The sequence below is a fragment of the Hymenobacter negativus genome (genome assembly GCF_017571495.1).
Classification (GTDB): domain Bacteria; phylum Bacteroidota; class Bacteroidia; order Cytophagales; family Hymenobacteraceae; genus Hymenobacter; species Hymenobacter negativus.
The window spans coordinates 207,701-233,423 of the sequence record NZ_JAGETZ010000012.1; the positions used below are offsets into that span (position 1 = coordinate 207,701).

Consider the following 25,723-nt stretch of genomic DNA (forward strand, 5'->3'; position numbering starts at 1 on the left):
CTTATAGTTCGTGTGGCGGAATGATTGGGGACGCGGACGACAAAGTCCGCGCTACTGCCAACGCCATCAACGGGCCCTTATTTTATCAGCGTCAAATTGTAGCTCACGCCCAAGCGGAAGCCGTTGTTGAACTCGTAGACCGGGAATTTCGTGGCCGGGTCGGGGTCGTAGTGCTGGGTGATTTGGTTGAGGAATTGCAGTTCTACCCGGAAGTTCTCCTGAAAGCGGTAGCCCACGCCGCCAGCCAGACGGTTTTGATTGAAGACGTTGGCTGTGATTTCGCGGCCGAAGTTGAGGAAGACCTCATCAAAGCCGGTGAGGTACCATTCGTGGTCGTCGAGGGTGGAGCCTTGCAAGGGAAACTCGACCGCCAGCTGGTAGCGAATGCGGTTTTGACGCTGCCACACTTCCGAGTTGCTGAGTGGGCCGGCAGCCCCGGGCACGCCCACGTAGCGCTGCTCCAGCCGCACCCGTTGCGCCAGCGATACGCGGCCCAGCGTGTCGCTCAGCGTAACGTCTTCGTAGAAGCGGTGCTCGGGGTAGGTGCCGGCATCGGCGGTGGGGTGCTTGCCATATGGGTGGGTGCTGAGGTAGGTGTAGCCTCCGCCGAGCTTGAGGCGCGGCAGCACCTGGTAGCCCAGGCCGCCGCGCAGCAGCAGCTGTTGCCAATCGGTGACGAAATCGACCCGGCGCACCTGGGCTTCGGTGTGAATGGTCCAGCGCGGGCCCAGCGCGTGGTCGCCCTCGTACACAAACCAGCCGATGCGGTTGAAGTCGTCAATGCGGTTGACTTGCTGCGCGGCAGCCGGCAACGCCAGCAAACTGCTCCCGACGAAGCAGGCGGGTAAAAGAAATTTCATGGTGGCAAGTTACCAGTCTGCCACTCGCCGCATGCCCCGTGCAACCACCATGTATGTAGCAGTCTTTCGGCGGAAAACTTTCCCAAAGTCCATTGTCCGGCAACAATTCGCGTAACTGAATGGTCTACGTCGTTCTGCTTCCCTTGTGTTTATGTTCGCTCGTTACCTGATTCCGGTGCTGCTGGTAGCTCAACTACCCAGCCACGCCCAAGCCCCTGCTGATACCACCCGCACCGTAGTGCTGCCCGACGTGCCCATTACCGGCTACGGCCAGCAGCTGCCGTTGCGCCGCACGGCTGCAGCCGTGGGCATTATCGATGCCCGCGTCATTCAGCAGTTCAACCCCGCCGCTCTCACCCAGGCCGTAAACACGCTGCCCGGCGTGCGGCTGGAAGAGCGGGCCACGGCCAGCTACCGGCTCAGCATTCGGGGCAGCACGCTGCGCTCGCCGTTTGGGGTGCGCAACGTGAAGGTGTATTACAACGGCATCCCGTTTACCGAGGCTGGCGGCAGCACCCCGCTCAACCTGCTCGACCCCGCCATTATCGGGCGTTTAGAAGTGCTGAAGGGGCCGGCCGGCAGCGTGTATGGCGCGGGTACGGGTGGCGTGGCCCTATTTGGTACCCCGGAAGTGCTGCCTGGCAGCAGCCGGGTAGTGGTGGGTGCTACGGTGGGCAGCTATGGCCTGCGCCGCAGCACCATCACGGCCGAAACGGGCAGCGCCACCAGCAGCATTCGGGCCCAGTATGCCCACCAGGAGCTGGACGGCTACCGCCAGCAAAGTGCTCTGCGACGCGACGTTTTCGCCCTTGATGCCCGCACCGTGGCCGGACCCAAAACCACCCTGGCCGCACACTTTCTCTACACCGATATCAATTATCAACTGCCCGGTGGCCTTACGCAGGCGCAATTCGATGCCGACCCGCGGCAGGCGCGACCGGGCACGGCTACAGCCCCCGGCACGGTGGCCCAGCAGGCCTTTTACGCCTCACGCACTGGCCTGCTGGGGCTCACGCACGAGTACCGATTCACGGATAAGCTGGAGCTGCAAACCACCCTCTACGGCAGCGGCACGGTCATTCGCACGCCCTACCTGGTGGACTATGAGCGCAACACCGGCCTGGGCCTGGGCGGGCGCACGGCCCTGAGCTACCGCACCACGCTGGCCGGGCGCGTGCTGCGCCTGCAGGGCGGCGGCGAGTTTCAGGGCGGCTTCACCGATGGGCGGAGCTACCAGAACAACGGTGGCACGCCCGGCGTGCTGCGCTACAATGACGAAATCACGACCACGACTGGCTTTGCCTTCGCGCAAGCCGACTATGAATTGCCAGCCGATTTTCAGCTCACCGTGGCCGCCAGCTACAACCGCCTGCGCCATCGCATTGCGCGGGTGAGCAGTGCCGCCACCAACCCCACTGGCTACGAATTCAGCCGCGACTTTCGGCCCGAAATCTCGCCCCGCTTGGCGCTGCTGCGCGAGTTCAGTCCCAATCTGTCGGTGTACGCCAGTGTGAGCACGGGCTTCTCGCCGCCCACGATTGATGAAATCCGGCCCTCCGACGGCAGCCTCAACGGCGACCTGCAGGCCGAGCGGGGCACCAGCTACGAGGTGGGGGCGCGCGGTAGTTTCTTCGCCAATCGCCTGACCTACGAAGTAACCGCTTTCGACCTGGAGCTGCGCCAGACCATCGTCAGCAGCACCACTGACCAGGGCATCGTCGTGTTTCGCAACACTGGCAGCACCCACCAGCGCGGCATTGAGGCGGCGTTGAGCGGTTGGCTGTGGCGGCAGGAAACGGATATGCCGGGAGCACCGAACGGCCTGCGTGCCTGGGGCAGCTATGCCTACAACGACTTTCGTTTCGGCGGCTACTCCAGCGGCGGAGCCGACCTAAGCGGCAACCGCCTCACCGGCACCACGCCGCACACCCTCAGCGCAGGGCTCGATTTCAGCCAGCGGCTGGGCTTCTACCTCAACCCCAACCTGAGCCACCAGGCCCGCATCGTACTCAACGATGCCAACACTGATGAGGCGCCCGGCTATTGGGTATTTGGAGCGCGGGGCGGCTGGCGGCGCAGCTTCACCGGCCATTTGGAAACGAACATCTATGCGGGCATCGACAATGCCACCGACCGCCGCTACAGCCTCGGCAACGACCTGAATGCTTTTGGCAAACGGTATTTTCAGCCCGCGCCCGGGCGGGCCTGGTACGCCGGAGCACAAGTAGGCTGGCGGCTTTAACACGTTCGGCTTAACGAAGAACGAGGCGTGAAGAATTACCAATCGATAATTCTTCACGCCTCGTTCTTCGTTAAGCCGAAGCCGTCTAGCTTTGCTCTTCAGGCAGGGTGAAGGCGCGGTCGCTGGGGTCGGTGAGCTCCCGGGGAAGGTTTTCATCAGAAGCGGGGGCGGGACCGGTTTTGGTCATCTCCTGGGTGTCCATGCGGAGGGAGTCGTCCATCTCGTCGGCTTTTTCCTGACCAGAGGCGTTGTTGTCGTCCAGCTGCTGGCCGTAGGTTTCGGCGTTGAGCATGGCGGTAGAAGCGCCGTCTTCGCCGTTGGAAATCTCGTCGAAGGTGTTGGAGCTATCCGTCGATTTAGGGTTGTCGTTGTCTGGGGACATGGTTGGTTAGGTTAACAGTGAGCAGGTATCAGTAAGCCGTAAATGTAGAGCGGTAATTGCGCATCATTGACTGCTCGCTAGTACCTGAAACTTAGTCGTCGTTCTTGGGATACTTGGCGTCAGCGTCCTCTTCGCGGGTGTTGTGGGTGCCGCCGCCAGCGTAGCGCGGGTCATCTTCTGCCCAGGCTTTGCGCAGTTCTTCGTTATCGGCGTCCTCGGCTTCTACTTCACGCACGAGTTCAGGGGCCTGGTTTTGCATGATGTGGCCGGGTTGGTCTTCGGCGTTTTCGGGGGCATTCTGGGCGTCTTGCTCGCGGTCGTCGAACTCGCTAAACTCGTCCGGGTTATCGTTGGACCCGCTACGGCCACCGGAGCTGCTGGCTGCGAAAGCCGCATCGTCGGCGTGGCCGAAGGTGCCGTAATTGGGGCTGGCCGCGTGCCGGATGGGGTCGTTGACGTTGGGTTGGGCGTCGGCGGCGCGCGCTTGCTGGTCTTGCGGACGGTGGTCGTTTTCGTTCTGTTGGGAAGGGGTCGGGGAGTCCATGCAGCAGGAAAAAAGTAGGAAAGTGAAAAACCAAACGGACGCAGTCCGTATTTACCTTCCTCTACGCAAACCAGCGGCTGCCGTTGAGTTTTGCTACCAGTCGCCTGATATCTCTCCGCTCATCATCTCCTTCCCATGTCCGTTCATCACCACTCCGACGACCAAGAATTCACCATCAGCAAAGATGGTTTCTCCGGCGAGCTAGCCTATGCCCGTCCCACCAAGGACCTCATCGACTTCACCCACACCTTTGTTGACGAGAACCTGCGCGGCCAGGGCGTGGCCGAAGAGTTGGCCCGCGCCGCCCTGGCCTTTGCCCGCGAAAACCACCTGAAAGTGAAAACAACCTGCACGTTTATGCACGGCTTCGTAAAGCGTCATCACGACGAGTACGCCGACATTCTGGCCTGAGCCGGGATGCCATTCTGCTGAGGCGACAGGCACTCCGAACGCTTCAGGGTGCCTTGCAAAAGAGGCAACAAGTATCCTGAAGGATTCAATCCGCCTTGCACAAGAGGCGACAGGCACCCTGAAGTCCTCGGGGTACCTGTCGCCTCTTGTGCACGACGAGGCAACGCACCGGGGCTAAAGTAAAAGCAAAAGCGCCCCCAGCCAATTGGCTGGGGGCGCTTTTGTGGAGGGGCAGGCAGGGCTATTGCACCACCACGCGGCCGGTGTATTCCAGCCCAGCGCATTGCACGCGCACGGCGTAGAGACCAGCAGGCAGGCCGCGCAGGTCCACCGAAGTAGCCTCGTTGGCGCTGAGCTGGGCGGTGCGCTGGCGCACGGTGCGGCCCAGCATATCGAGGACCTCCACGGTGGCGGGGCGGGCACCGGGCTGGCCGGGCAGGCGCACCTGCACGCTTTCAGAAGCCGGGTTGGGATAGATTCCCAACGAGTTGCGCAGCACTGAGGCGTTGCGGCTGGCCGTCGGAATGAAGCAGGCCGAGCTGGTGTAGCTACCCACACCGGCATAGTTGTCTACACCGCCGGCGCTCCAGGTGGTGCTGCCGTAGGGGCCGTTCCAGCGGCCACCCTGGCTGGTGGTGGGCTGGCGTACGAGGGTATTGTTGAGGGTAGAGCCACCGGGCACTGTCCACTCGGTGGGCCGCTGGCCCACTACCCCGATGATGTCGAGCGTATCGGTGCCATCGAAGAGCACAATGGCGTCGTCGCCATTATAGAAAGCCACGTTGCTTTGCAAGTCGGTTTGTGCCGCCACGCCAGCATCAACTACACCAGAGTTGGCAATCACGTACACGTCGCCGGGGGCAATGGTACCCGTGAGGGGCTGCGTGAAGGTGGGCGTGGTAGCGGCATTGGCATACAGCACGACGCTTTTGCCGGCCAGCGGCATGGGGCTCAGGGTGGGGTTGTAAATCTCCAGCACCTTGGTATTGGTGGCCTGCCCTTCTACATACTGGGAGAAGTAGGGCTTGGTGCAGGGCGCGCCGGCTGGGGGGGTATCGTCGTTCAGAATGGTCAGCGTGTGCGTATTGGGCTGGTCTACGATGATGGTGGCGTTGGAGGGGGTGCCCAAGCGCAGGCGTACCGTTTCGTTGGACTCGAAGGTCACGTCGCCGGTCACGGTCACGGTCACGGCCTGGGTGAGGGCGGTGCTGCTGAAGGTGAGGCTGGTGGTGTTCAGTGTATAGTCGGCCGGCGAGGTGGCGGTGCTGTTGGCTGCGTCTACGGTCACCGGCACGGTGAAGGTGCCAGCGGGCAGGGTGCCGCTGGCCGTCACGTTCACGGTGTAGGTGCTGGTGCCGGCATTGCCTTCGGTGATGCTGCCGGTGGCGGTGGCGAAGCTCACGGCCGGCGCGGGGCCGTCATCGTTGGTGATGGTGAGCGTGTGGCTGCCAGGGCTGCCCACGCTGTTGCCGGTGCTGGGGTTGGTCAGGTTCAGGATGACGGTTTCGTCGGCTTCGGGCTGGGTGTCGCCGTTCACGGTCACGGTCACCGTCTGGGAGGTGCTGCCGGCCGGGAAAGTCGCGGTAGTAGGCGAGGTGAAGGTGAAGTCGGTGCCGTTGGTGGCGGTTGAGGTCGCGCCGTTCACGTTCACCTGCACGGTGGTAGCGGTAGTGGCGGCAGGGGTCAGGCGCAAGGTCAGGGTGTAGGTACCGGTGCCGGTGTTGCCTTCGGCAATAGTGCCGGCGGCCGTGGCAAAGCTGAATACAGGGCCGGGAGGCGCGAGGCCCCAGGCAGTAGCTACGGTTTCGGGGTGCTCGATGTAGGGGTTGTAGTTGCCCTGGCTAATGGCTACGCGGCGGTTGCGCTCAATCTCGTGGGCATCGACCGGGTCGGCCAGGTGCCAGGCATAAAGTGTGTTGATGTCGGCAATGGTGTTGATGTTGTCGTGGCCGGTCGCCACCAGGCTGGGCTGCCCGGCGTGCATCGTGTAGAAGTAGAAGATGGAGCGGGCCACGTTGCCTTTGTGGTCTTCGCGGGGCTCAAACAGGGTATTGGTGTCCTCGCTCCACTCGGCCAGGTTGGTGGTCGGAATGGTGTTTTGGCTGACCAGCAGGCGCATCCAGGTTTGAGTAGTTGCGTCAGGAATCTCGGCGTAGGGGTCCGAGCCGCGCAGGTTGTTCCAGGTATCGTAGGTGGGGTAGAGGTGGTGCATGTCGGAGCGCATGCGCACCACTTGGTTGAACCACGACTGCGGCACCGTGTGCTCGCAGTTGATGCGGTTCACCGTGGTGGTGCTGGTGTTGGTGGTGCTATAGGGTACCGTTTCCTGGTAGCCCGAGTACACGCAGGTCACCAGGTTGTTATAGTTGTCGGCGTAGTTATACATTTTGCCGCGAGCCGTGTTGTAGCTCAGCTCCACGCGCTTGCCGTCGTACCAGTTCACGCGGTACCAGTCGCGCAGGGTCACGCCCGAGAGGTTGGCCGGCGCAGCGGGGGGCATGGCCGGGGCGGTTTGCGCATGCAGCGCGGCGGGCACCAAAGCCAGCGTGAGCAGCAGCGAAGAGAAAATGTGTTTCATTGGGAAAATGGGACTGGGGACTTAGGGTCGTGGGAACTTGGGTTTCTGGCTGGCAGAAGCAGGGCGGCGAGGAGTGCGAAGCGGCAGGTTTGGAAATATTATAGCCTGCCGGGAACCACAAAGGTACGGATTGCGCCGCACGTCGGTGACGGACCGGGCGTTACGAAACCAAGAATACTTCGGCCGTACTTTCGCCCCACCAAGTCCCCAAGACCCTCAGACTCCAAGTCCCAAAACCATGGCCGACATAACCCCCGCCGAACTCATCCAACGCCAGAAAGCCGGCGAAACCCCCACCATCATCGACGTGCGCGAAACCTGGGAGCACGAAGAAGCTCGCATGGACGGCGCCCAAAACATCCCTCTTGGTACCCTGCCCGACAAGCTCGACGAACTCGACGAGTGGAAGAACCAGGAAATCATCGTGCACTGCAAAGGGGGGGGGCGCTCCGCCTCGGCCAAAGCCTTCCTCACCCAGCAAGGCTTCACCAACGTACGCAACCTGCTGGGCGGCTACCAGGCCTACGCGGCCGAAGGCAAGTAGCAAGTAAGAAGCAACGGCCCCACGGACCAACCCAATAAATGCTGGGTGGTCCGTGGGGCCGTTGCCGTTGGGTGCGCTTACCGGCTGCTGGGTTCTTCCATGTTCAGGTCGTTGTCGAAGGGGCTCTTGGTGAAGGGGTGCTTCAACTGCTTCCAGTAGCCTTTGGGGTAGGAGCCTTCGCGCACGCCCGTGGCCTCGGGCCAAGTGGTGCCCGGCAGGTAGTACGTGCCGAAAATCCGGTCGATGAGAGGGAAGTGAATGGCGAAATTCTTGCCGTAGTGGGCCGGGTCTTCGCAGTGATGCCAGTGGTGAAACTGCGGCGTGACCAGCAGGTACTTCACAAAGCCGAAGTTGATGCTTGTATTAGCATGAATAAGCACCGCGTGAATAGACACAAAGAGGATGTAGGCATTAAAGGTGAATTCCGAAAAACCGCAGACATAGAGCGGAATAAATGAAATAGAGCGCGTCACGAAAATATCCACGAAGTGCGTGCGCGAGCCCGCCAGCCAATCCATGGCCTGGGTAGAATGGTGCACCGAATGGAAGCGCCACAAGTACACATGCGAGTGAAACAAGCGGTGGGCCGCATACTGAAACAAATCGGTGACAAAAAGCGCCAGCAGGAAACCCGCCACGAATGGCAACTGCTGCACCCAATGCTGAAACGGCGCCAACCCCATCCAGCCGAACATGAGCTTAGCCGGGGCCTGGGTAATCACTCCAAAAAACTGCACGAACAAGTGGCTGACGGTGAAATACACCAGGTCGGTGCGCCACTCGGCATGAAAGCGCGACTGCCGCTTATTTTGGGGAAATGCCATCTCGATAGGCACGAAAATCACCGCCAGCAGCAGTAGGTCAATCAGCAGCCAATCGAGGCCAACGTGCCACACGGTTTTCTCTACCGACCGTGCCTGCACCTCAAACCCGCCCGTAGCTACCGCCATAGCCGAAATCACGATGCCCGTGACCGCGCGTTTTTTCTCCTTGCTCAGCAGGAAGCTTACCGTTGCAAACAAGAAAGACGCCACAATGACGGCCATCAGCACTGTCTTCATCATCTCGCCGGTGTACAGCTCGCGGAACTCCGGTGTGGTGAGGTACTCCGGGTAATGGAAGCACAGCACCGCCGCCATGGCCATCACTGCCAGACAAATAGACGCATTGCCGCTGATGTGACCCTCGCCAATCTTCAAGCGCTGAGTCATCGATTCATCGGGTTCGTTCATGTTAGTAATTAGTATATCGGGTGAACCGCCGGCCGCAGGGCGCGGCGGCAACAGACCAGCAGCAGGGCTTTGGAAGCTGCTAGGCATGGCCAAAGATGTGGGTCAACTGCCAGCGCTCCCAAATCAAATTTGAATAACAAAGGATATTATAATAATTAGACAATTGGCCGTAAGGGGTTGGTTACCAAAGAAATTTTCGGCAGAAATCAGACTTTGGCTACTGCATTTCTCATAATACACCTGCCGGGTAGGTTGCGGGCTGCGCTGCCGCCCGCTGGCAAACGCAAGCAACTGCTAGGGCTTAGCCTGTAGTGTCCCATCGGCCGCGTACGCCAGCTCGCCCCGGTCCACCATCTCGCGCACTGCTGCCGTCACGGCCGCCGCATCCTTGGGAGGAAACCGGGCCAGCAGCTCGCGCGGCGATAGCGCCGCCTGCCGCACCTGCGCCAGCAGCGGCTCGCGCAGCGAAGGCACCTGCTCGGCGGCCTGGGCGGCTTTCTTCTCCGCCAGGCAGATGTCGCAAACCCCACACCGCTTCGGGTCGGTTTCATCAAAGTAGGAGAGCAGCAGAATCTGGCGGCAGCGGGTGCCGCTCAGGTACTGGGCCACGGCGTTGGTCTTGTGGCGGGCCAGGTTGCGGGCGGCCGTCATCTTCACCTGGTCGAGGGGCAGTTTGGCTGAGTCAAATCGGGGTGTGGTGAACATGGCCTGCGGCGACTCCTGTTTTGGTTGGTAATGCAGGATGCCTGCCGTGTGCAGGTAGCGCAGCTGCTGGCGCACCTCCACCACGCTACGGCGCAGGTGCGTGGCCAGGGCATTCTCCGAAATGGTTTGGAAATCGGCAAATAGTTCGCCGCCGTGCAACCGCAGCAGGGCTTTTATCAGCAAATCATGCTGCGCGTTGGCCACTTGGAAGGCATACAAATCCTGGTGGTTGATGACGAGGTGCACCCGCGCCGGCTGATTCACGGCCTCGTTCAGTTGCACGAAGCCCTCACGCTGCAAAATCTTGAGCGAATTGTGCGCGTCCACGGCCTTGATGCGGTAGGTTTCGGCGAATTGCTGAATATCAAATTCGAAAGCCGCCAGCTCGCCACCGCCCACCGCCGTCTGCGAGTAGTTGGCCAGCGCCTGATACACGCGCTTTACCGTGTCGAGCGGCGGAAACGACTGGTTGGTACGACGGCGCAGCTCGTCGCCATCATTGGGCCCGGCCAGCAGCACGGCGAAGGCAAACAGGCCGTCGCGCCCGGCCCGGCCGGCTTCCTGGTAATAGGCTTCCAGGGTGTCAGGTGCATCGAGGTGGGCCACGAGGCGCACGTCGGGCTTGTCGATGCCCATGCCGAAGGCGTTGGTGGCTACAATCAGGCGCACTTTGTCGGCAATCCAATCCTGCTGCACCTTGGTGCGCTTGTCGGCTGGTAGGCCCGCGTGGTAGGCCGCCGCCGCAAACCGGTGTTGCTGCAAAAAAGACGCCGTGTCCTCCGTCTGCCGCCGCGTGCGAGCGTACACGATGCCGGTTTTGCCCGGCCCCACGCCCCGCACCACTTCCAGCAGCCGGCGCAATTTGTCCTCCGTGTGCAGCACCGAGTACGACAGCTTGGGCCGCGCAAAGCTCTGCCGAAACACCTGGCCGTTCGGCCCAAACTTTAGCTTCTCCACGATGTCGGCCTGCACCTGCGCCGTGGCGGTGGCCGTGAGGGCGATGACGGGCGTGCCCGGCGGCAGCTTCTCGCGCAGCTCGGCAATGCGCAGGTAGGGGGGGCGGAAGTCGTAGCCCCACTGCGAGAGGCAGTGGGCCTCGTCTACGGCCAGCAGGCCCACGTTCATCTTAGTCACCCGCACCTGGAACAGCTCCGTCAGCAGCCGCTCGGGGCTCACGTACAAGAACTTCACGTTGCGGCCGTACACGCAGTTGTCGAGGGCTTGGTCGATTTCCTGGTGGCTCATGCCGGCGTAAATGGCCTCGGCTTTCAGCCCGCGCTTGCGCAGGTTGTCCACCTGGTCCTTCATCAGGGCAATGAGCGGCGACACCACGAGGCAGATGCCCGGCCGGGCCAGGGCCGGCACCTGGAAGCAGATGCTCTTGCCGCCGCCGGTGGGCAGCAGCGCCAGCGTGTCGTGCCCGGCCAGCACCGAATTGATGATGTCCTCCTGCCCGGCCCGAAACGCCGTGTGGCCCCAATGCGCCTGCAATAGGGCAAGCGGCGCGGGGGCAGAGGCGGGGGCGGGCGGAAGCATAAGCGAAAGTAGCGCCGAAAGGCCTTCAGCGTCTTACCACACCCATTGGGAGCCTTCGCGGCGGTCATATCATCGGTACAACTTAGCTTTGTCGCCTACCGTTTAGCCTGAGCCTGCCTTCTCCTTCCACCATAGCCTCTTTCTCCGCTGAATTACACGTAGCAGGCCACGTCTTCCCCGTGACGCACTGCCACTTCGAAGTTGAACAAGCCACGCAGTTGCGGGGCCGGGCGAGTGCGAAGGTGCGCTACGGCCCGGTGCAGTTGGTGCTGGACGTGCCCGACGGGGACGTACTGCCGGCCTGGGCGACGGACCCCGACCAGCGCCACACCACAGCCATTGTGTTTCTGGACGCCAACGGCGGGCGAGCGGTGGAAACGCTGCACCTGCCAGCGGCCTACTGTGTGGCCTACCAAGAGCAATTCCGTAGCGGCGACGCACAAGGCGGGTCCTACCAGTGCTTTCTGACCTTGAGTGACCCCACGGGCTGGACGATGGCACCGGGTGGGCCGGCTAGTGCCTTTGTGGCTCCGGCTGCGCGGGAGCACGGGCCGGTAGCAGTTGGGGCAGTGGCAAGTAGCACGTTAATCGCGCATACCGGCGGCAGAGGGCCAAACGGGATGGGTGATACAGTGGGCGTATTCAGCAGACGCCCATACGACCCGGACAGTTGCGGAGGTCCTATTGCTAGCTTAGATTGGAAGAACGCAGTGGTCACCAAGGACGGAATAGCCCTTGTTATTCAGCACACTAATCGCTTTGAGAAGGACCCTGCCAATGTTGCCATGATTAGCCGTTTACAACGCATCAGCAGCAATGAGCTTACTGCTACTGATTGGGATAAGCGCTACTATACGCACGAAATTCGTGAATATGAACGCTACCGTCAGCTAGGAGTGCCGGACGGCGAAGACCCCGGTTACGAAGTGTGGAACGATACGCATACAGCCACTTTAGAAGATTACCAACTAGCAGACAACGATGCCCAAGGCAATAGCTTTCTTTACCATCCAGATGCCTTACTGTAAATTACTATGATTAGCACCGAAAATATCGAGATTTTGAAGCTTGTTGCTTCTATAAATAGTGGCGAAGCAGTAGGCTTACGCAGCATTGATATGCGTCTCATGCGCACTCACCCGGCTATAATTCAGAACGGTGAGCTACTGATTCGGGTGCGTGCGCTGGTAGATGACGCGGCATTAATATGGAAGCAGGAAAATAATTCGGTATTAATAACTGAAAAAGGGAAAGACATGCTGCTTAAGTCGTAGTAAAACATGTCATTACGTTTCATTGGGTTTGGAAAGCCGCCCGCGTGGTTTGCCTGCCCGTCACCGGCCGCCAGCCCCTCGAAACGCTGCGCCTGCCGACGGCCTACCAGGAGCAGTTCGTGAGCGGCGCCGCACAAGGCAGGGCCTACCAGTGCTTTCTAACGCTGAGCGACCCCACGGGCTGGACCATCGCGCCCGGCGGCCCGGCCGCGGCCTTTGTGGCCCCGGCTGCTAGGGAGCACGGGGTGCCGGGGGCGGCCGCCGTGGTGGCGGCTGCGGCTCCAGCGGCGGGGCGCGAGCTGGGCATTGGCGGGGCGATGGGGGCGGGGGGCGACACGCCGAAAAGACAATACATTTCTGCTAATCTCAAGCCGCAGGGAATGCCGCTGAGTCTGGCCGAAGTTGAAGCGAAGTATGGGCGCAGGGGGTTGACTTAGTGACCGAAACGCAAGCCGAAGCGCTACGACTGGGGACCAAGTTGCCATCCGGTGCGGCCGTTGAATCCAACAAAGTGAGAGGTCCTGTCTTGGCCGGCGTTAAAGACCCGCTAACCGGAGTAACGCACTTTGGGAAAAATGTAGAAGTGCTTCCCGATGATTTGCACCCTACTACTTGCGAAAAGAGTTCAAGCATATATTACCCAAAAGGAAGCAGGGGAAATTGATGCTAGTTCGGACGATTTGGATAGAGCCGGAAGAGCTGGCACTCATGGTGAAATTGTTGCTTTAAATAAAGCAATGAAGGCTAGAGAAAAAGTGACAGGCCGAGCGATGCAGGAATCAGAACTTGGTGAATTCTTGTTGCACAACCGCTCGTTAGTAAGCAAATCATTAGGCCAGGGGGTACCACCACGTTGTATTAATTGTTGGCACCTTACGGAAGGGGTGCGCGTCATCGGCAACGATTAACCTATAAACACTAAAACGACATGTTGAGAGTAAATGCAGATGACTTGGATGAGAAATTCACGGCGGGTGGCAGCCGCATCATTGTATTCGACGATAAACCGTTGACGGGGGTCGCGTACGAGATGAATGAGTTGGGTAATTTATGGAGTGAACAAGCTTATGAAGATGGGGTCTTGAGTGGTGTGTCTAAAGACTGGTATCTAAACGGCCAACTTCAGTCTGAGACGGACTATCGGTGGAATCGGGTGCATGGCCACAATCGAAAGTGGTTCGAGAATGGCCAACTCAAATCTGACGCGATTGTTGAACTAGGCTATATTATTCGCAAACAAGAGTGGGATGAGCAAGGGAATCTTATCAAAGAGTACCACATCGACAGTGATGCTTGGTCAAGGGACTTGTTGGAGTCCGAAAGAAGGATGTTCAAAAAAGGGCTCGACTACAAGATTGTTGAGTGAATGATTAGATAGTATGTAGTTGTCGTCACACTATGTGTTTGCCTGAGACTACAAGAATAGCATACCCCACTGTCAAACGGGTGCCCTGCTCCGCGCAAGTAAGCAGCACTGCGCTACGGCTTGGAGCCGCTGGTGCGGGACGTGCCCGGAGAGGAGGTGCTGCCGCCTGGGCCGCACCAGCGGTAGGCTACGGTCGCCTGCTGAATATCAGGGCTGGCTAGGCAGCGTATCCGCTGCCTAGCCAGCCCTTGCTTAATTGGATGCTCCACGTAGTTCCGCAACGCTACTGGGCTGCCGGGTACCAGTTGCGTAGCCGAACGTCTATTTTCTTGTTGGTCGCGTTCACCATTTTCTTGAAGGCGGCCACGTCGCTCAGGCCGTTCTGACCCCGGTAGTGATACGGGTATACGATGCCCGGCTTGAAGGCCAATACTCCCTGCGCAGCTTGGTTTACATCCATGGTGTAGGGCAGATTCATGCACATGAAGGCCACATCGATGCCTTTGAGGGCGCGCATTTCGGCGGTGTCTTCGGTATCGCCGGAGAGGTACACGTTTTTACCGCCCAAGTTCAGCACATAGCCATTGCCCCGGCCTTTGGTGTGGAGAGCGTCGGCCGATTCGGGCAGGTTGTACATCGGTATGGCCGAAACCGTCAGGCCCAGCGTGTCGAGCCGCTGGCCGTTGTTCAGGATGCGAACTTGTGCTTTGTACTCGGCTGGCAGCTTCTCGGCCACCGCCCGCGGCACCACCATCAGGGCCTTGCCTAAGGATAGGCCCGCCAGCGTCTTCGGGTCCAGGTGGTCACCGTGAATATCGGTGATGAGAATTACATCAGGCGCGGCTAGTCCGACATAGGCCGCCGCCCCGCCATAGGGGTCTACGTAAATCGTTTTGCCGCCCCACGTCAATACCAAGCTGCCGTGCGTAATGGGCTGCACCGTGAGAGGGCCTTGTTTGGTAGCAATCTGGTCGGCGACTGCGCGCAATGGGGCGCTGGTTTGGGCCTGTGCTATAACCGCGAAAGTGGCCAGCGCGGCCGTCAGCAGAGAGGATTTCATTGGGTTTCTACCTATCGGGTAAGAAGGATGGGACCGTGCATTTTCAGTGGGCTGGCCTTGGCGGAGCAGCTACTGGCTACTAAAAAGCAAGGCCATAACCCGGTTGGTCCGCACAAGTTCAACTCAGCGAGGTGCAAAGCCCATAGAGGCTTGGTGGTTCCTGTACTGTTCAGGCGGTCCGGGTAGCCGGTGGGTTGCTTGAGTAACAGGCCGTGCTGGTTTCACCGCATGATACACCAGGTACGAGTAGCCACAAAAAAGCCCGACACCTTGCGGCGCCGGGCTGGTAGAAATGTGGAAGGAAAGGAATTAAGCAGCGGCCTTTTCACCGTTCTCACGGTCGTCGATGGCTTTGCGCAGCTTGGCAATGGCTTGCAGCGCGCGCTCCTCATCGAGGCGGTTAATGTTGAGCAGCATCTTGGTCTTCTCCGGGCGGGTGATGACCGGGTGGTTCAGCAGGCGGATGATTTCCTCTTTCTGCGAAGCCGTAGCGTACTGCACGGGGGCGGCAGCTTCAGCGGCTACGGTCGGAGCCGGGGTTTCGGCGGGCACCACTTGCATGGCGGGCACGGGCTGGGCAGCTACCGGAGTGGGAGCCACAGCCGCTCTGTTAGTATCGTAGTCCATTTCTTCGGCAGGAGTGGGCTCGTAGCCGGCGGCGCGGATAATCCAGGCCAGGCAGTTGCGGTAAGCTTTGCCTATGGCGCGGGTCTGGGCCATGCTCATGATGGCAAACTCCTGGTAGAATTTCTTGCCACTCTCCTTGTTCGAGCACACGGCGAATCCTGCACCTACCGTAGTACCGTGGCGCATGTCAAACAGCGTCACTTTGGCCTGGTATTTAAGCTCTTCAGCGCTGCTCACGTTGATGACGTGCTCCACGATGGGCACGATGCCGAGGCGCGAGCCCGCGTACTGCCAGCCTTCCACGTTTACGAACTCCTTGCCCTGTACGTTCGTGGTTAGCTTGTTGTCCTTGATGAACTTAGCGAGGTCCTTCGCCAAATCCAGCGTTTCATCGGAGCGGGCAATGTCATAGCTCTCGACTTTAACTTTTTTGGTAACGTCCTTGGTGGTTTTGGTGGCCTCGTTCATGGCGGTGCTTTGTTTTAATGTGTCCAACTGATGTTCGTGTTAATAACCCAAAGGTAAAAGGAATCGTGCCACAAAAGCCAAAAATATTGGTAAATTTTATCGTTGTATATCAGTGTTTTATTAGCAATAGTAAAAAATAAGTGTTTTTGTTCCTGGCTAATCAGGTTGGTAAGAGTCCATTTCAGCGGAATACTTAGCAAATGACCAGGTCGTCTTCTCCTTTTTCAGGGTTGTGCAGCGAACCACAACCTTTCTCAAACAGTTTTCTGCTCCTTTTCGCTCCGCTGAAACAACCATTCCTGCACTTGCTCCGAGTAGGGGAATGTAGCCCCTGACACAGCGGCCACACGCCGGCTCGCGACCGGTGCTGCTCATCTGCTGTGTCACTGGCCGGCCCGTGGCCAAGCAAGGAAATGTTGGCGCCGACTTTCCCTGTCCAGCCCCGGCCGGCTGTTCCATCCATCACTCCTCCTATTTCAACTGCCGGTTTTCGTACCCGGCTCATTTTCCGGTTGGTCTACTGACCTGCTCGGCTCCCCTATGCGCCTCCTTTTTGAGGCGTAGGACCATCCCATCAACTTTCTCAACGGCTTACTTTTCCCACCATCATGGCAATATTGACAAACGTTCTTCGGCGGAGCGCCTCCTCCATCGGTCTCGGCTTAATCCTCCTCGGCTCGGCGAGCGTAAGCCTTAGCAGCTGCAAAAAAGACTCCGCTACGGAAGTCGACCAGGACGCCGTGGCCAACGTGAAAATGGCCACCTCGGCCACGCTCGGCAATTACCTGACCGACGCTGCTGGCAACACGCTCTACATCTTTGCCCGCGACGTGGATGGCACTAACGCCTGCACCAGCGCCACCTGCATGCCCCTGTGGCCCGTGTACTACGAAGCCAACATCAAGGTGCCTAAATCGCTGAATGCAGCTGATTTTGCCACCAAAACCACCACTGACGGCCGCTCGCAAACCACCTACAAAGGCTGGCCGCTCTATTACTATGCCCCGGCCACCAACGGTGTGTACACCCGCGAAGCTCCCGGCACCACCGGCGGCAACGGCGTGGGCGGCGTCTGGCATGTGCTCAATCCCAACTACGGCGTGGTGCTAGCCAGCAAAACGGTGGTTGACAAAACGGCTGGCACTTCGTCCTCCAAAACATACATGACCGATATCAACGGGCGGACGCTGTACTATTTCGCCAAGGACAACACCAACCCCAACACGCTGCCCACCAACTGCACGGGTGGTTGCGCTGCCATATGGCCCGCGCTGTACATGGGCAAGCCCGCACTGCCGTCCACACTCGTAGCCACCAAGTTCACCACCATCACCCGCGATGGAAACCGCGAGCAGCTCGTCTACAACGGCCACCCGCTCTATTACTACGCCGGCGATGCCGCCACAAGAGGTAAGGTCGAAGGCCACAACCTCAACGACTCCGGCGACTTCTGGTTCGTAGCCGACCCGGCGCGGTAGGGGTGGGTTAAGAAACCAATAGCCGGTCATGCAGAGCGTCAGCGAAGCATGACCGGCTGATTTTCTTGTTCTAGGCTTAGCCGCCTTCCAGAATGTGGCCGTCGCGCATCACAATCTTGCGGTCGGCCATTTCGGCGAGTTGGTCATTGTGAGTTACGATGACGAAGGTTTGGCCCAGTTCTTTGCGCAATAGGAAGAAAATCTGGTGCAGTTCCTGAGCGTTTTTGGTGTCGAGGTTGCCGCTGGGCTCGTCGGCGAAGATGATTTCGGGCGAGTTGATGAGGGAGCGGGCTACCGATACGCGCTGTTGCTCGCCGCCGCTCATTTCGCTGGGCTTGTGCTCGGCGCGGTGCTCCATGTTCATCATGGCGAGAAGCTCGCGGGCCCGCACGCGCACTTCTTTTTCGGTGCGGCCGGCCAGGTAGGCGGGCAGGCACACGTTTTCGAGGGCCGTAAACTCGGGCAGCAGGTTGTGAAACTGGAAAATGAAGCCGATGTGTCGGTTGCGGAACCGAGCCAAATCGTTGCGCCCCAGTGCGCTCACCAGCTCACCGTCAAACAATACTTCGCCCGAGTCAGGCGTGTCCAGCGTGCCCAGAATGTGCAGCAGCGTGCTCTTGCCGGCTCCGGACGAGCCCACGATGCTCACGATTTCCGACTTTTCAATCGTCAAGTCAATGCCCTTGAGTACGTTCAGGGAATTGTAACTCTTATGAATGTTGATAGCTTGCAGCAACGGCGGGCAACGATAGACGTGAATGAATGCGGGCAGCAACAAAGCTACGCACAATCCGGGCGGAGCCTGTTGGCCCTATACGCAACTTTCCCGAGTATGTAGCTTTGGGCATGTCTTCGGCCCGAATGTTCTTCGTCATGCCTTCTTCCTTGTTTTCGTGGCGGAGCCGGCTGGCCATCGTAATAGCCACTGCTATCGTTTTAGGTGGAGCGTGGAAAATTGGGAGTCCCTGGCTGGCTCAGTCCGGCGAAAACACGCCAACTGCCCGCGAGCTGGAAGCTGAATTTGCCCTGTCTTCGAGCGGCCAGCTGACACGAAAATTTATAGCTTTTGACAGCACCCGACTGCGCGGCGTGAGTTGGGTGGCCGGCGACTCCATCACCGCCGCCGAACTGGCCCCACTGCTGCGTGACCACATCAGTTGGATTGCCCAGATGCCCTTCGGCTGGCAGGCCGATGCCGCCGCGCCCGCCATCCGCATGAATACCGAGCGCCCTGTGGGCCGGCGTGGCCTGTGGGGCGAAAGCGACGCGGGCCTGATTTACACCGCCCGGCTGGCGCGGCAGCACGGCATCGGCACGCTGCTGAAGCCGCACCTATGGGTGCGCGGGCGTGGCGCCTGGCCCGGCGACATTAACATGGCCACCCCGGCCGATTGGAATACGTGGTTTGCCAACTATTCGGTTTTCATGCTGCACTACGCCGCACTGGCTGAAGCCAACCATTTTGAGGGCCTTTGCATTGGCACCGAGCTGTTGCACGCCACCGAACCGGCCCACGAAAAAGCGTGGCGCAGCCTCATCAAAGCCATCCGTAAAACGTATCACGGCCAACTCACTTACGCCGCCAACTGGAGCGGTGAGTACGAGCAAATCCGCTTCTGGGACGCACTGGATTACGTGGGAATTCAGGCGTATTTCCCCTTGAGCACGGCTGCCAGCCCGCCGCTCGATACGCTGCTGTGCGGCTGGCAGCCACATGTGCAACGGTTGGCCCGGTGGCAGCAGAAAAGTAAAAAGCCCATTGTCTTCACCGAAGTGGGCTACAAAACCACGCCCGACGCGGCAGCCAAGCCTTGGGAATGGCCCGAGCGCATGGCCACTACCGCCCCCGACGAAGCTACTCAGGCCCGCTGCTACGAGGCGCTGTTTCGGGCTTGCTGGGGCCAGCCGTGGCTGAAGGGTACGTTCATCTGGAAGTGGTACCCGGGGCTGGCAGCCGATGGCTCAGCCCGCCGCCACGCCGATTTTACCCCGCAGCACAAGCTCGCGGAGGCTGTTTTGGCGCAATGGTATGCGCAATAACCGCGGCGGGCTAGCACAATGACGGTGCCAAGCCGTACTTTCGCGCCGGTAACTGCCGCCACCCGGCGGCAAAAGCACCGGTTCGACCAGCATCACCACCCCTTTACTGTTTTTATGAACATTCACGAATACCAGGGTAAGGAAATCCTGAAAAAGTACGGCGTTCGCGTGCAAGAAGGCATCACCGCCGACACCCCCGAGGAGGCCGTAGCCGCCGCCGAGAAACTGACCGCCGATACCGGCACCAGCTGGTACGTCATCAAGGCGCAAATCCACGCCGGTGGCCGCGGCAAAGGGGGCGGGGTGAAGCTCGCAAAAGGCATCGATAAGGTGAAAGACATTGCCAGCGAAATCATTGGCATGCAGCTCGTAACCAAACAAACCGGTGCCGAAGGCCGCAAGGTGCACAAGGTGCTGGTGGCCCAGGACGTGTACTACCCCGGCCCGTCGGAAACCAAGGAATACTACATGAGCGTGCTGCTCGACCGCACGCTGGGCAAAAACGTCATCATCTACACCACCGAAGGTGGCATGGACATCGAGGAAGTAGCCGAGGCGCATCCAGAGAAAATCCACCGCGAGCACGTAGACCCCGCCGTGGGCCTGCAAGGCTTCCAGGCCCGCAAAATTGCCTTCAACCTCGGCCTGGAAGGCGAGGCGCAGAAGGAAATGGTGAAGTTCGTATCAGCTCTGTATAAGGCCTACGACGAAACCGATTCCAGCATGTTCGAAATCAACCCCGTGCTGAAAACGTCGGACAACAAAATCCTGGCCGTTGACGCCAAGGTGACGCTGGACGAAAACGCCCTGTATCGCCACAAGGATTTTGTGGCCCTGCGCGACTTCAACGAGGAAGACCCCTTGGAAGTAGAAGCCAGCCAGAACAACCTGAACTACGTGAAGCTCGACGGCAACGTGGGCTGCATGGTGAACGGCGCCGGCCTGGCCATGGCTACCATGGACATCATCAAGCTTTCGGGTGGCGAGCCTGCCAACTTCCTCGACGTAGGCGGTGGAGCCAACGCCCAAACCGTTGAGGCAGGCTTCCGCATCATCCTGAAGGACCCGAACGTGAAAGCCATCCTCATTAACATCTTCGGTGGCATTGTGCGTTGCGACCGGGTGGCCAACGGTGTGGTAGAGGCTTACAAAGCCATCGGCGACATCCGCGTGCCCATCATCGTGCGCCTGCAAGGCACCAACGCCGAAGAAGGCGCCCGCATCATCGACGAGAGCGGCCTGAAAGTATCGTCGGCCGTGCTGCTGAAAGATGCTGCCGCTCGCGTGAAAGAAGTACTGGCCACGGCATAATTATCAGCGGTAAGCGCTGCTGTAAAAGCCCGTCTGGTAACCCAGGCGGGCTTTTTTGGGTTAATGCTGGAATGCTGCCAGCGAAGTTTGTCAGTCATGCCGAACGCAGCCGAGGCAGCTCGCGTGGGTTAGTAACTCAATTGTTGAACAACGAAAGCAAGATGTCTTGGCTGCGTCGGCATGACGGTGCTTATGCACAGCGCTTCTTCTACTTAATCATCTTTCCCTTTCCCCAATGGAATTTACCCGCTTAGGAAACACCGGTTTGCAGGTTTCCAAAATCTGCCTGGGCACCATGACCTACGGCACGCCCACCGAGCGCTGGCTTTGGGCCCTCAACGAAGATGCCAGCCGTCCCTTTATTCAGAAAGCGTTGGAACTGGGCATCAACTTCTTCGATACCGCTGATGTGTATTCCAGCGGCGCCAGCGAGGAAGTAGTGGGCCGCGCCCTCCGCGACTTCGCCAAGCGTGACGAAGTGGTGCTGGCCACCAAGGTCTTCAACCCTATGGGGCCTGGGCCGAACGACAAGGGCCTCTCGCGTAAGCACATCATGAGTGCCATCGATGCCAGCCTGAAGCGGTTGGGCACGGATTACGTGGACCTGTACCAGATTCACCGCTGGGATTATAACACGCCCATTGAGGAAACGATGGAGGCGCTTCACGACGTGGTGAAGGCAGGTAAGGCGCGCTACATTGGGGCGTCGTCGATGTTTGCCTGGCAATTTGCGCAGGCGTTATACCTGGCCGATAAGCACAACTGGACTCGTTTTGTGAGCATGCAGCCGCACTACAACCTCGTGTATCGCGAGGAGGAGCGCGAGATGCTGCCGCTGTGCGAAGACCAGAAAATCGGCGTCATTCCGTGGTCGCCGCTGGCGCGGGGGCTGCTCACGGGTGGCCGTAGCAAGGAGCGTAACGAAACCGAGCGCGCCAAAACCGACGCCTTCGGCAAAAGCCTCTACGGCCGCGACGACGACTTTGCGGTGGCCGACCGCGTAACGGAAATTGCCAAAGAGCGGGGCCTGCCCAACTCCCAGATTGCATTGGCTTGGATGCTCAGCAAGCCCGTCATCACCGCGCCTATCGTAGGTGCCAGCAAACCCGGCCACCTCGAAGACGCTGTGGCGGCTGTGGGTGTCAAACTCTCAGCCGAAGAAATTAAGCGATTGGAGGAGCCCTATCAGCCGCATCCGGTTCTGGGTTTCAGCTAAGCGTAACACAGCAACACAAAAAAAGCCCCGTCTGTATACAGATGGGGCTTTCTATTTTTATGCTAACGGTTTAGCTCTTTTCAGCTACACCAGCATTTTCCTCGGCTTGTACTGGAATGGCTTCACCCTGCACTTTTAGCTCCACTTCCATGTTGCCGCGGGTCCCTACTGAATAAGGGCAGATTTTATGCGCCTGACGTACCATATCAATAGTTTTGTCACGGTCAAAGGCTTTCAGGTCCACATCGAGCACGGCGCTCAGGCCGTAGCCTTCGCCTTCTTGGAACAGCGTGACCGAGCATTGCACAGTAGTTTCAGGGTCGAGCTTATCGCCAGCGCGCTGAGCAATGACCAGCAGCGCCTGCTGGAAGCAGGAGGCGTAGCCGGCCGCAAACAGCTCTTCGGGATTGGTGGCGTTTTTCTTGCCGCCGAGGCCCTCGGGTACCGACATATCAAGGTCGATAATACCCGTGGCGGAGCGGACATGGCCACTACGGCCACCAACGGCCGAAGCATCGGCCGTATACAGGTTCTTTTTCATACTATATGGAAAGGTGAATTTAAGATGAAAGGACCTTCGTCTTAACTGGTTTTAGGACAGCAGGGTTGTGGTGCTAGGAGAAGAATACGCGCCTTTTTTGTTTCGAAATTTGGTTTGCCCGGCATCAGGAACTACTTTTGCAGCCCTAATCTGGTGATGTCGTACAACGGATAGTATGAGAGTTTCCGAAGCTCTTGATTTAGGTTCGATTCCTAACATCACCACTAAAAGCCCTTCAGTGTATTGCTGAGGGGCTTTTCGCGTTTCATGCTGTATTACATGTTTGATTAGTAGTCCTCCAAATATAGAAGCACTAGTACCGGGCATTATTAAGTATGCTGTTTAGGAGTACTCCCCATTTTTCACCAGCCTCCTTAACTTTTCAGTATTGCCTAACTGTGGAACTAGGGCCACAACCACATTACTGAGCAGGGTAGAAAAATTATCATGGGCTATTTTTATGTAGCAAATACGTATGAATCTAACATGAAAGCGTACCTAAACCTGTTATGAAGTAGCTTGAGCAGGTGAAACTGATTATATGCAGGAACGTGAGTTTCTAGTTGACCCCATCGAATAGGATAAAACAGTGCAGCTCGGTTTGATATAATTGCCTCTTGTGCTGTCGGTTATCCCTGAATCTTGCACGATTTTTGGTTCAACTCCTCCGACATCAAGCATGGTTACCACTTTCTCTTTCACATAACCTTCGTCGCACTGCTGCTTTTATGACTGACACAACTCTTGGCGTTTAGTCTCAGTAAGAAAAATCATTCTTGCAGCAAGCTTAACTAGCTAGTTTCACCTTTGACTTCGCGAAGAGTTTAAGGTAACCTCGTATATATTGTAAGAACAATTAGTTATAAATAAAAAGCCCCTGCTGATTCAGCAGGGGCTTTTTATCAATCGAAATTTGCGAAAGACGGTGCTTAAGCTTTCTTCTTTTCCAGTACTTCGTCAATTAGACCGTACTCTTTGGCCTCATCGGCACGCATCCAGTAGTCGCGCTCCGAGTTGTCGTAGATTTCCTGATAAGTTTTGCCGGTATGCTGCGCCAGAATGTCATACAATTCTTTCTTCAGCTTCAAGATTTCGCGGGCCGTGATTTCGATGTCCGTCGACTGGCCTTGTGCGCCACCCGAAGGCTGGTGAATCATCACGCGGGCGTGGGGGAGGGCCGAGCGTTTGTTCGGCGCACCGCCAGCCAGCAACACAGCACCCATCGAAGCCGCCAGACCCGTGCAAATCGTGGCCACATCGGGGTTCACGTACTGCATCGTGTCATAAATGCCGAGGCCGGCATACACCGAGCCACCGGGCGAGTTGATATACAGCAGGATGTCCTTCTTGGCATCAGCCGACTCTAAGAACAGCATTTGGGCCGTCAGGATGTTGGCAATGTAATCGTCCACGGCCGTTCCCAGGAACACGATGCGGTCCATGATGAGGCGCGAGAAAACGTCGATTTCACGGAAGTTCTGCGGACGCTCCTCGATAACCGAACGGGTCATGTTGGTGGGTAGCATCATGCCGTTGCGCACCTGGCCTTCCATGTGGTTCAGGTACTGGTCAACACCCAGGCCGCTCAGTCCCTGGCCTTTCACGGCAAACTTGCGAAATTCTTGTCTATTCAGTAATGGGTTCATTGGAGAAAAATGTAGCGCCGCTTCCGCGCACGCAGGTGAGGTTAGAAAGACGAGCCAAGTAAGCGAATGTTGTTGGAAACCCAACAAAAAAGCCCCTACGTCTCCGTAAGGGCTTTTCCAAAAATCGGGCTGCGCAGCGCTTAGCTGTGCAGGGTCCGGAATTCTTCGGCCGTTACGGGCTTGTCCGTAACAACAACTTTGCCGCGCAGGTTTTCCAGCACTTTCTCTGCCAGAATGGCCTCGTACTCGTTCACGTAGTTCTTGCCGTTCTCCTGCTTGAGGTATTCGTTGGCATAGTTGCGCATCGATTCGCGCATCTCGTCGGGCATGTTCGGCATGTTGAACTGACCCATGATTTTGTCGAGCGTGCGCTCTACAATCTCGTCGTTGCTCACTTTCAGGCCGGCTTCTTCCACCACCTTGTTGCGAATCATGCTCCACTTCAATTCCTTCTCATAGTCGGAGTAGTGCTCTTCCACCTTCTCTGCGGTTAGTTTGCCTTCATTAGCACGCACCAGCCACTTCTTGAAGAACTCCGTGGGCACCTTGATTTCGGTGTTTTCTACCAATTGCTCCACAATGCGGTTGTTCAGCGAGCCCTCGGCCTCCCGGTCGTAATTCGACTGGATAGTTTCGCGCACTTTGGCATCGAATTCCTCCTGCGAAGCAACGGCCTCAGGGCCGAATACTTTGTCGAACAGCTCCTGGTTCATCTCGGGCGCTGCCGTGCGGTTCACCTTCTCCACACTGAACTCGTAGTCGCCGGTCGCCGCTTCAGCTTCTGCTTTGCTTAAGCCAGTGAAGTTCGAAATCGAAGCCGCGTCGTTGTTGAAAGCCGCTTGCAGGTCGAACGTAATCACGTCACCACCTTTTTTGCCGATGAACTGGGCCTGGTCGCCCGTTACTTTGCTGATGGGCAGCAGCACCGTGCGGCCTTCGCTGTCCTCACCAGCTTTCTTGAACTTGCCAAACAGGTAGTCACCGGCTTCCGATTCCTCGGGGTTGGTCGTCTCGCCGTACTGACGGGCAATTTGCTCGTTGGTTTGAGCCAGCGTCTCCTCGTCCACTGTCACTTTGTGCAGCTCAGCGGTCAGTTCAGCCGGCAGTTCGAAGTCGGGCAGCAGGCCCAACTCGAATGAGAAATCGAAGTCCTTGTCGGTGTCAAAATCTACGTTGCTCGGCACGGGCAGCGGCTCACCCAGCAGCTTGATGTTGTTCTCCTTAATATAGGAGTCCACCGCCTTGCCCAGCATTTTGTTGATTTCCTCGGCCAGAATGCCTTTGCCGTACATTTTGCGCACCATGCCCACGGGAACCATGCCCGGGCGGAAGCCCTTCACCTGAGCGCGCTTGGTGTACTCTTTGATTTGCTTGTCTACGGTGGGAGCGTAGTCGGCTTCGGTCAGGTGCACGGTTAGCAGGCCGGTCAGCTGCTCGTCGTTCTTGTCGAGGGTGATATTCAAAACAGGAGAGCCAGCTGCCGCTGGCCAGGTTGAAAAAGTTGAAAAAAAAGCCTCCAGCCTATGCGACTGAAGGCCTACTCAAATAAAAGTGCGGATAGAGGGACTCGAACCCACACGCCTTGCGGCACCAGATCCTAAGTCTGGCACGTCTACCAATTTCGCCATATCCGCATGGTCTTCCCCCTAAAGCCGTTTGCTA

24 protein-coding genes and 2 tRNA genes are annotated in these 25,723 nt (G+C 58.4%); 13 read left to right on the top strand and 13 right to left on the bottom strand.

Annotated elements, in window-relative coordinates; translation table 11 throughout:
* Window positions 1–77: 77 nt before the first annotated feature.
* On the bottom strand, window positions 78–860 hold the full coding sequence (locus J4E00_RS21905; protein ID WP_208177420.1) for a DUF2490 domain-containing protein: 783 nt from the start codon (window positions 858–860) through the stop codon (window positions 78–80).
* Between the two features lie 151 nt (window positions 861–1,011).
* On the opposite strand from J4E00_RS21905, the gene J4E00_RS21910 reads away from it, so the two are divergent.
* Window positions 1,012–3,102 (top strand): TonB-dependent receptor family protein, encoded by a 2,091-nt coding sequence (locus tag J4E00_RS21910; RefSeq protein WP_208177421.1) that lies wholly within the window; start codon window positions 1,012–1,014, stop codon window positions 3,100–3,102.
* 85 nt (window positions 3,103–3,187) lie between these two features.
* On the opposite strand, the gene J4E00_RS21915 is transcribed toward J4E00_RS21910, so the two are convergent.
* On the bottom strand, window positions 3,188–3,484 hold the full coding sequence (locus J4E00_RS21915; RefSeq protein ID WP_208177422.1) for a hypothetical protein: 297 nt from the start codon (window positions 3,482–3,484) through the stop codon (window positions 3,188–3,190).
* A gap of 91 nt (window positions 3,485–3,575) precedes the next feature.
* Window positions 3,576–4,028, bottom strand: coding sequence for a hypothetical protein (locus J4E00_RS21920; protein WP_208177423.1), 453 nt, complete (start codon window positions 4,026–4,028; stop codon window positions 3,576–3,578).
* Window positions 4,029–4,163: 135 nt separating this feature from the next.
* On the opposite strand from J4E00_RS21920, the gene J4E00_RS21925 reads away from it, so the two are divergent.
* Complete coding sequence (locus J4E00_RS21925) at window positions 4,164–4,439, top strand: GNAT family N-acetyltransferase (RefSeq protein WP_208177424.1); 276 nt, start codon at window positions 4,164–4,166, stop codon at window positions 4,437–4,439.
* A 241-nt stretch (window positions 4,440–4,680) separates the two neighbouring features.
* Here J4E00_RS21925 and J4E00_RS21930 read toward each other — a convergent pair whose 3' ends face one another.
* Window positions 4,681–7,017, bottom strand: a complete 2,337-nt coding sequence (locus J4E00_RS21930; RefSeq protein ID WP_208177425.1) for an endonuclease — start codon at window positions 7,015–7,017, stop codon at window positions 4,681–4,683.
* A gap of 238 nt (window positions 7,018–7,255) precedes the next feature.
* On the opposite strand from J4E00_RS21930, the gene J4E00_RS21935 reads away from it, so the two are divergent.
* Entirely contained in the window at window positions 7,256–7,561 is a 306-nt protein-coding gene (locus J4E00_RS21935; RefSeq protein WP_208177426.1) for a rhodanese-like domain-containing protein, read from the top strand.
* A gap of 77 nt (window positions 7,562–7,638) precedes the next feature.
* On the opposite strand, the gene J4E00_RS21940 is transcribed toward J4E00_RS21935, so the two are convergent.
* Together J4E00_RS21940 and J4E00_RS21945 are read right to left on the bottom strand one after the other, a co-directional pair.
* Entirely contained in the window at window positions 7,639–8,793 is a 1,155-nt protein-coding gene (locus J4E00_RS21940) for a sterol desaturase family protein (protein ID WP_208177427.1), read from the bottom strand.
* Window positions 8,794–9,087: 294 nt separating this feature from the next.
* Window positions 9,088–11,034: a RecQ family ATP-dependent DNA helicase gene (locus J4E00_RS21945; protein ID WP_208177428.1), complete on the bottom strand. Its 1,947-nt coding sequence runs from the start codon at window positions 11,032–11,034 to the stop codon at window positions 9,088–9,090.
* 131 nt (window positions 11,035–11,165) lie between these two features.
* Here J4E00_RS21945 and tssD point away from each other — a divergent pair, with 131 nt between their 5' ends.
* The 5 genes from tssD (at window position 11,166) to J4E00_RS21970 (ending at window position 13,674) form a co-directional block, all read left to right on the top strand.
* Window positions 11,166–12,062 (top strand): type VI secretion system tube protein TssD, encoded by an 897-nt coding sequence (gene tssD / locus J4E00_RS21950; RefSeq protein ID WP_317196659.1) that lies wholly within the window; start codon window positions 11,166–11,168, stop codon window positions 12,060–12,062.
* A gap of 6 nt (window positions 12,063–12,068) precedes the next feature.
* On the top strand, window positions 12,069–12,308 hold the full coding sequence (locus J4E00_RS21955; RefSeq protein ID WP_208177429.1) for a hypothetical protein: 240 nt from the start codon (window positions 12,069–12,071) through the stop codon (window positions 12,306–12,308).
* A gap of 44 nt (window positions 12,309–12,352) precedes the next feature.
* On the top strand, window positions 12,353–12,745 hold the full coding sequence (locus J4E00_RS21960; RefSeq protein WP_208177430.1) for a hypothetical protein: 393 nt from the start codon (window positions 12,353–12,355) through the stop codon (window positions 12,743–12,745).
* A gap of 156 nt (window positions 12,746–12,901) precedes the next feature.
* Window positions 12,902–13,216 (top strand): hypothetical protein, encoded by a 315-nt coding sequence (locus J4E00_RS21965; RefSeq protein ID WP_208177431.1) that lies wholly within the window; start codon window positions 12,902–12,904, stop codon window positions 13,214–13,216.
* A gap of 20 nt (window positions 13,217–13,236) precedes the next feature.
* Window positions 13,237–13,674, top strand: coding sequence for a toxin-antitoxin system YwqK family antitoxin (locus J4E00_RS21970; RefSeq protein WP_208177432.1), 438 nt, complete (start codon window positions 13,237–13,239; stop codon window positions 13,672–13,674).
* Window positions 13,675–13,957: 283 nt separating this feature from the next.
* On the opposite strand, the gene J4E00_RS21975 is transcribed toward J4E00_RS21970, so the two are convergent.
* Complete coding sequence (locus J4E00_RS21975; protein ID WP_208177433.1) at window positions 13,958–14,734, bottom strand: MBL fold metallo-hydrolase; 777 nt, start codon at window positions 14,732–14,734, stop codon at window positions 13,958–13,960.
* A gap of 309 nt (window positions 14,735–15,043) precedes the next feature.
* Window positions 15,044–15,829, bottom strand: a complete 786-nt coding sequence (locus J4E00_RS21980) for a hypothetical protein (protein ID WP_208177450.1) — start codon at window positions 15,827–15,829, stop codon at window positions 15,044–15,046.
* A 608-nt stretch (window positions 15,830–16,437) separates the two neighbouring features.
* Here J4E00_RS21980 and J4E00_RS21985 point away from each other — a divergent pair.
* Window positions 16,438–17,307: a hypothetical protein gene (locus J4E00_RS21985; RefSeq protein WP_208177434.1), complete on the top strand. Its 870-nt coding sequence runs from the start codon at window positions 16,438–16,440 to the stop codon at window positions 17,305–17,307.
* 76 nt (window positions 17,308–17,383) lie between these two features.
* Here J4E00_RS21985 and J4E00_RS21990 read toward each other — a convergent pair whose 3' ends face one another.
* Window positions 17,384–18,043 (bottom strand): ABC transporter ATP-binding protein, encoded by a 660-nt coding sequence (locus J4E00_RS21990; RefSeq protein ID WP_208177435.1) that lies wholly within the window; start codon window positions 18,041–18,043, stop codon window positions 17,384–17,386.
* 137 nt (window positions 18,044–18,180) lie between these two features.
* On the opposite strand from J4E00_RS21990, the gene J4E00_RS21995 reads away from it, so the two are divergent.
* From J4E00_RS21995 to J4E00_RS22005, 3 genes are all read left to right on the top strand, one after another.
* Window positions 18,181–19,347 (top strand): glycoside hydrolase family 113, encoded by a 1,167-nt coding sequence (locus tag J4E00_RS21995; protein WP_208177436.1) that lies wholly within the window; start codon window positions 18,181–18,183, stop codon window positions 19,345–19,347.
* A 114-nt stretch (window positions 19,348–19,461) separates the two neighbouring features.
* Window positions 19,462–20,658: an ADP-forming succinate--CoA ligase subunit beta gene (sucC, locus tag J4E00_RS22000; protein ID WP_208177437.1), complete on the top strand. Its 1,197-nt coding sequence runs from the start codon at window positions 19,462–19,464 to the stop codon at window positions 20,656–20,658.
* A gap of 235 nt (window positions 20,659–20,893) precedes the next feature.
* Complete coding sequence (locus tag J4E00_RS22005) at window positions 20,894–21,874, top strand: aldo/keto reductase (RefSeq protein ID WP_208177438.1); 981 nt, start codon at window positions 20,894–20,896, stop codon at window positions 21,872–21,874.
* Window positions 21,875–21,944: 70 nt separating this feature from the next.
* Here the strand turns inward: J4E00_RS22005 and J4E00_RS22010 are convergent, their stop codons facing one another.
* Complete coding sequence (locus J4E00_RS22010) at window positions 21,945–22,415, bottom strand: organic hydroperoxide resistance protein (protein ID WP_208177439.1); 471 nt, start codon at window positions 22,413–22,415, stop codon at window positions 21,945–21,947.
* A 152-nt stretch (window positions 22,416–22,567) separates the two neighbouring features.
* On the opposite strand from J4E00_RS22010, the gene J4E00_RS22015 reads away from it, so the two are divergent.
* Window positions 22,568–22,639, top strand: a tRNA-Arg gene (locus J4E00_RS22015).
* Between the two features lie 705 nt (window positions 22,640–23,344).
* Here J4E00_RS22015 and J4E00_RS22020 read toward each other — a convergent pair.
* From J4E00_RS22020 to J4E00_RS22030, 3 genes are all read right to left on the bottom strand, one after another.
* Window positions 23,345–24,061, bottom strand: a complete 717-nt coding sequence (locus J4E00_RS22020) for an ATP-dependent Clp protease proteolytic subunit (protein WP_317196657.1) — start codon at window positions 24,059–24,061, stop codon at window positions 23,345–23,347.
* Window positions 24,062–24,201: 140 nt separating this feature from the next.
* The gene (gene tig, locus J4E00_RS22025; RefSeq protein ID WP_208177440.1) at window positions 24,202–25,524 is read right to left on the bottom strand and encodes a trigger factor; all 1,323 of its coding nucleotides are present in this window, start codon (window positions 25,522–25,524) and stop codon (window positions 24,202–24,204) included.
* An 89-nt stretch (window positions 25,525–25,613) separates the two neighbouring features.
* Window positions 25,614–25,695, bottom strand: a tRNA-Leu gene (locus J4E00_RS22030).
* Between the last annotated feature and the right edge of the window lie 28 nt (window positions 25,696–25,723).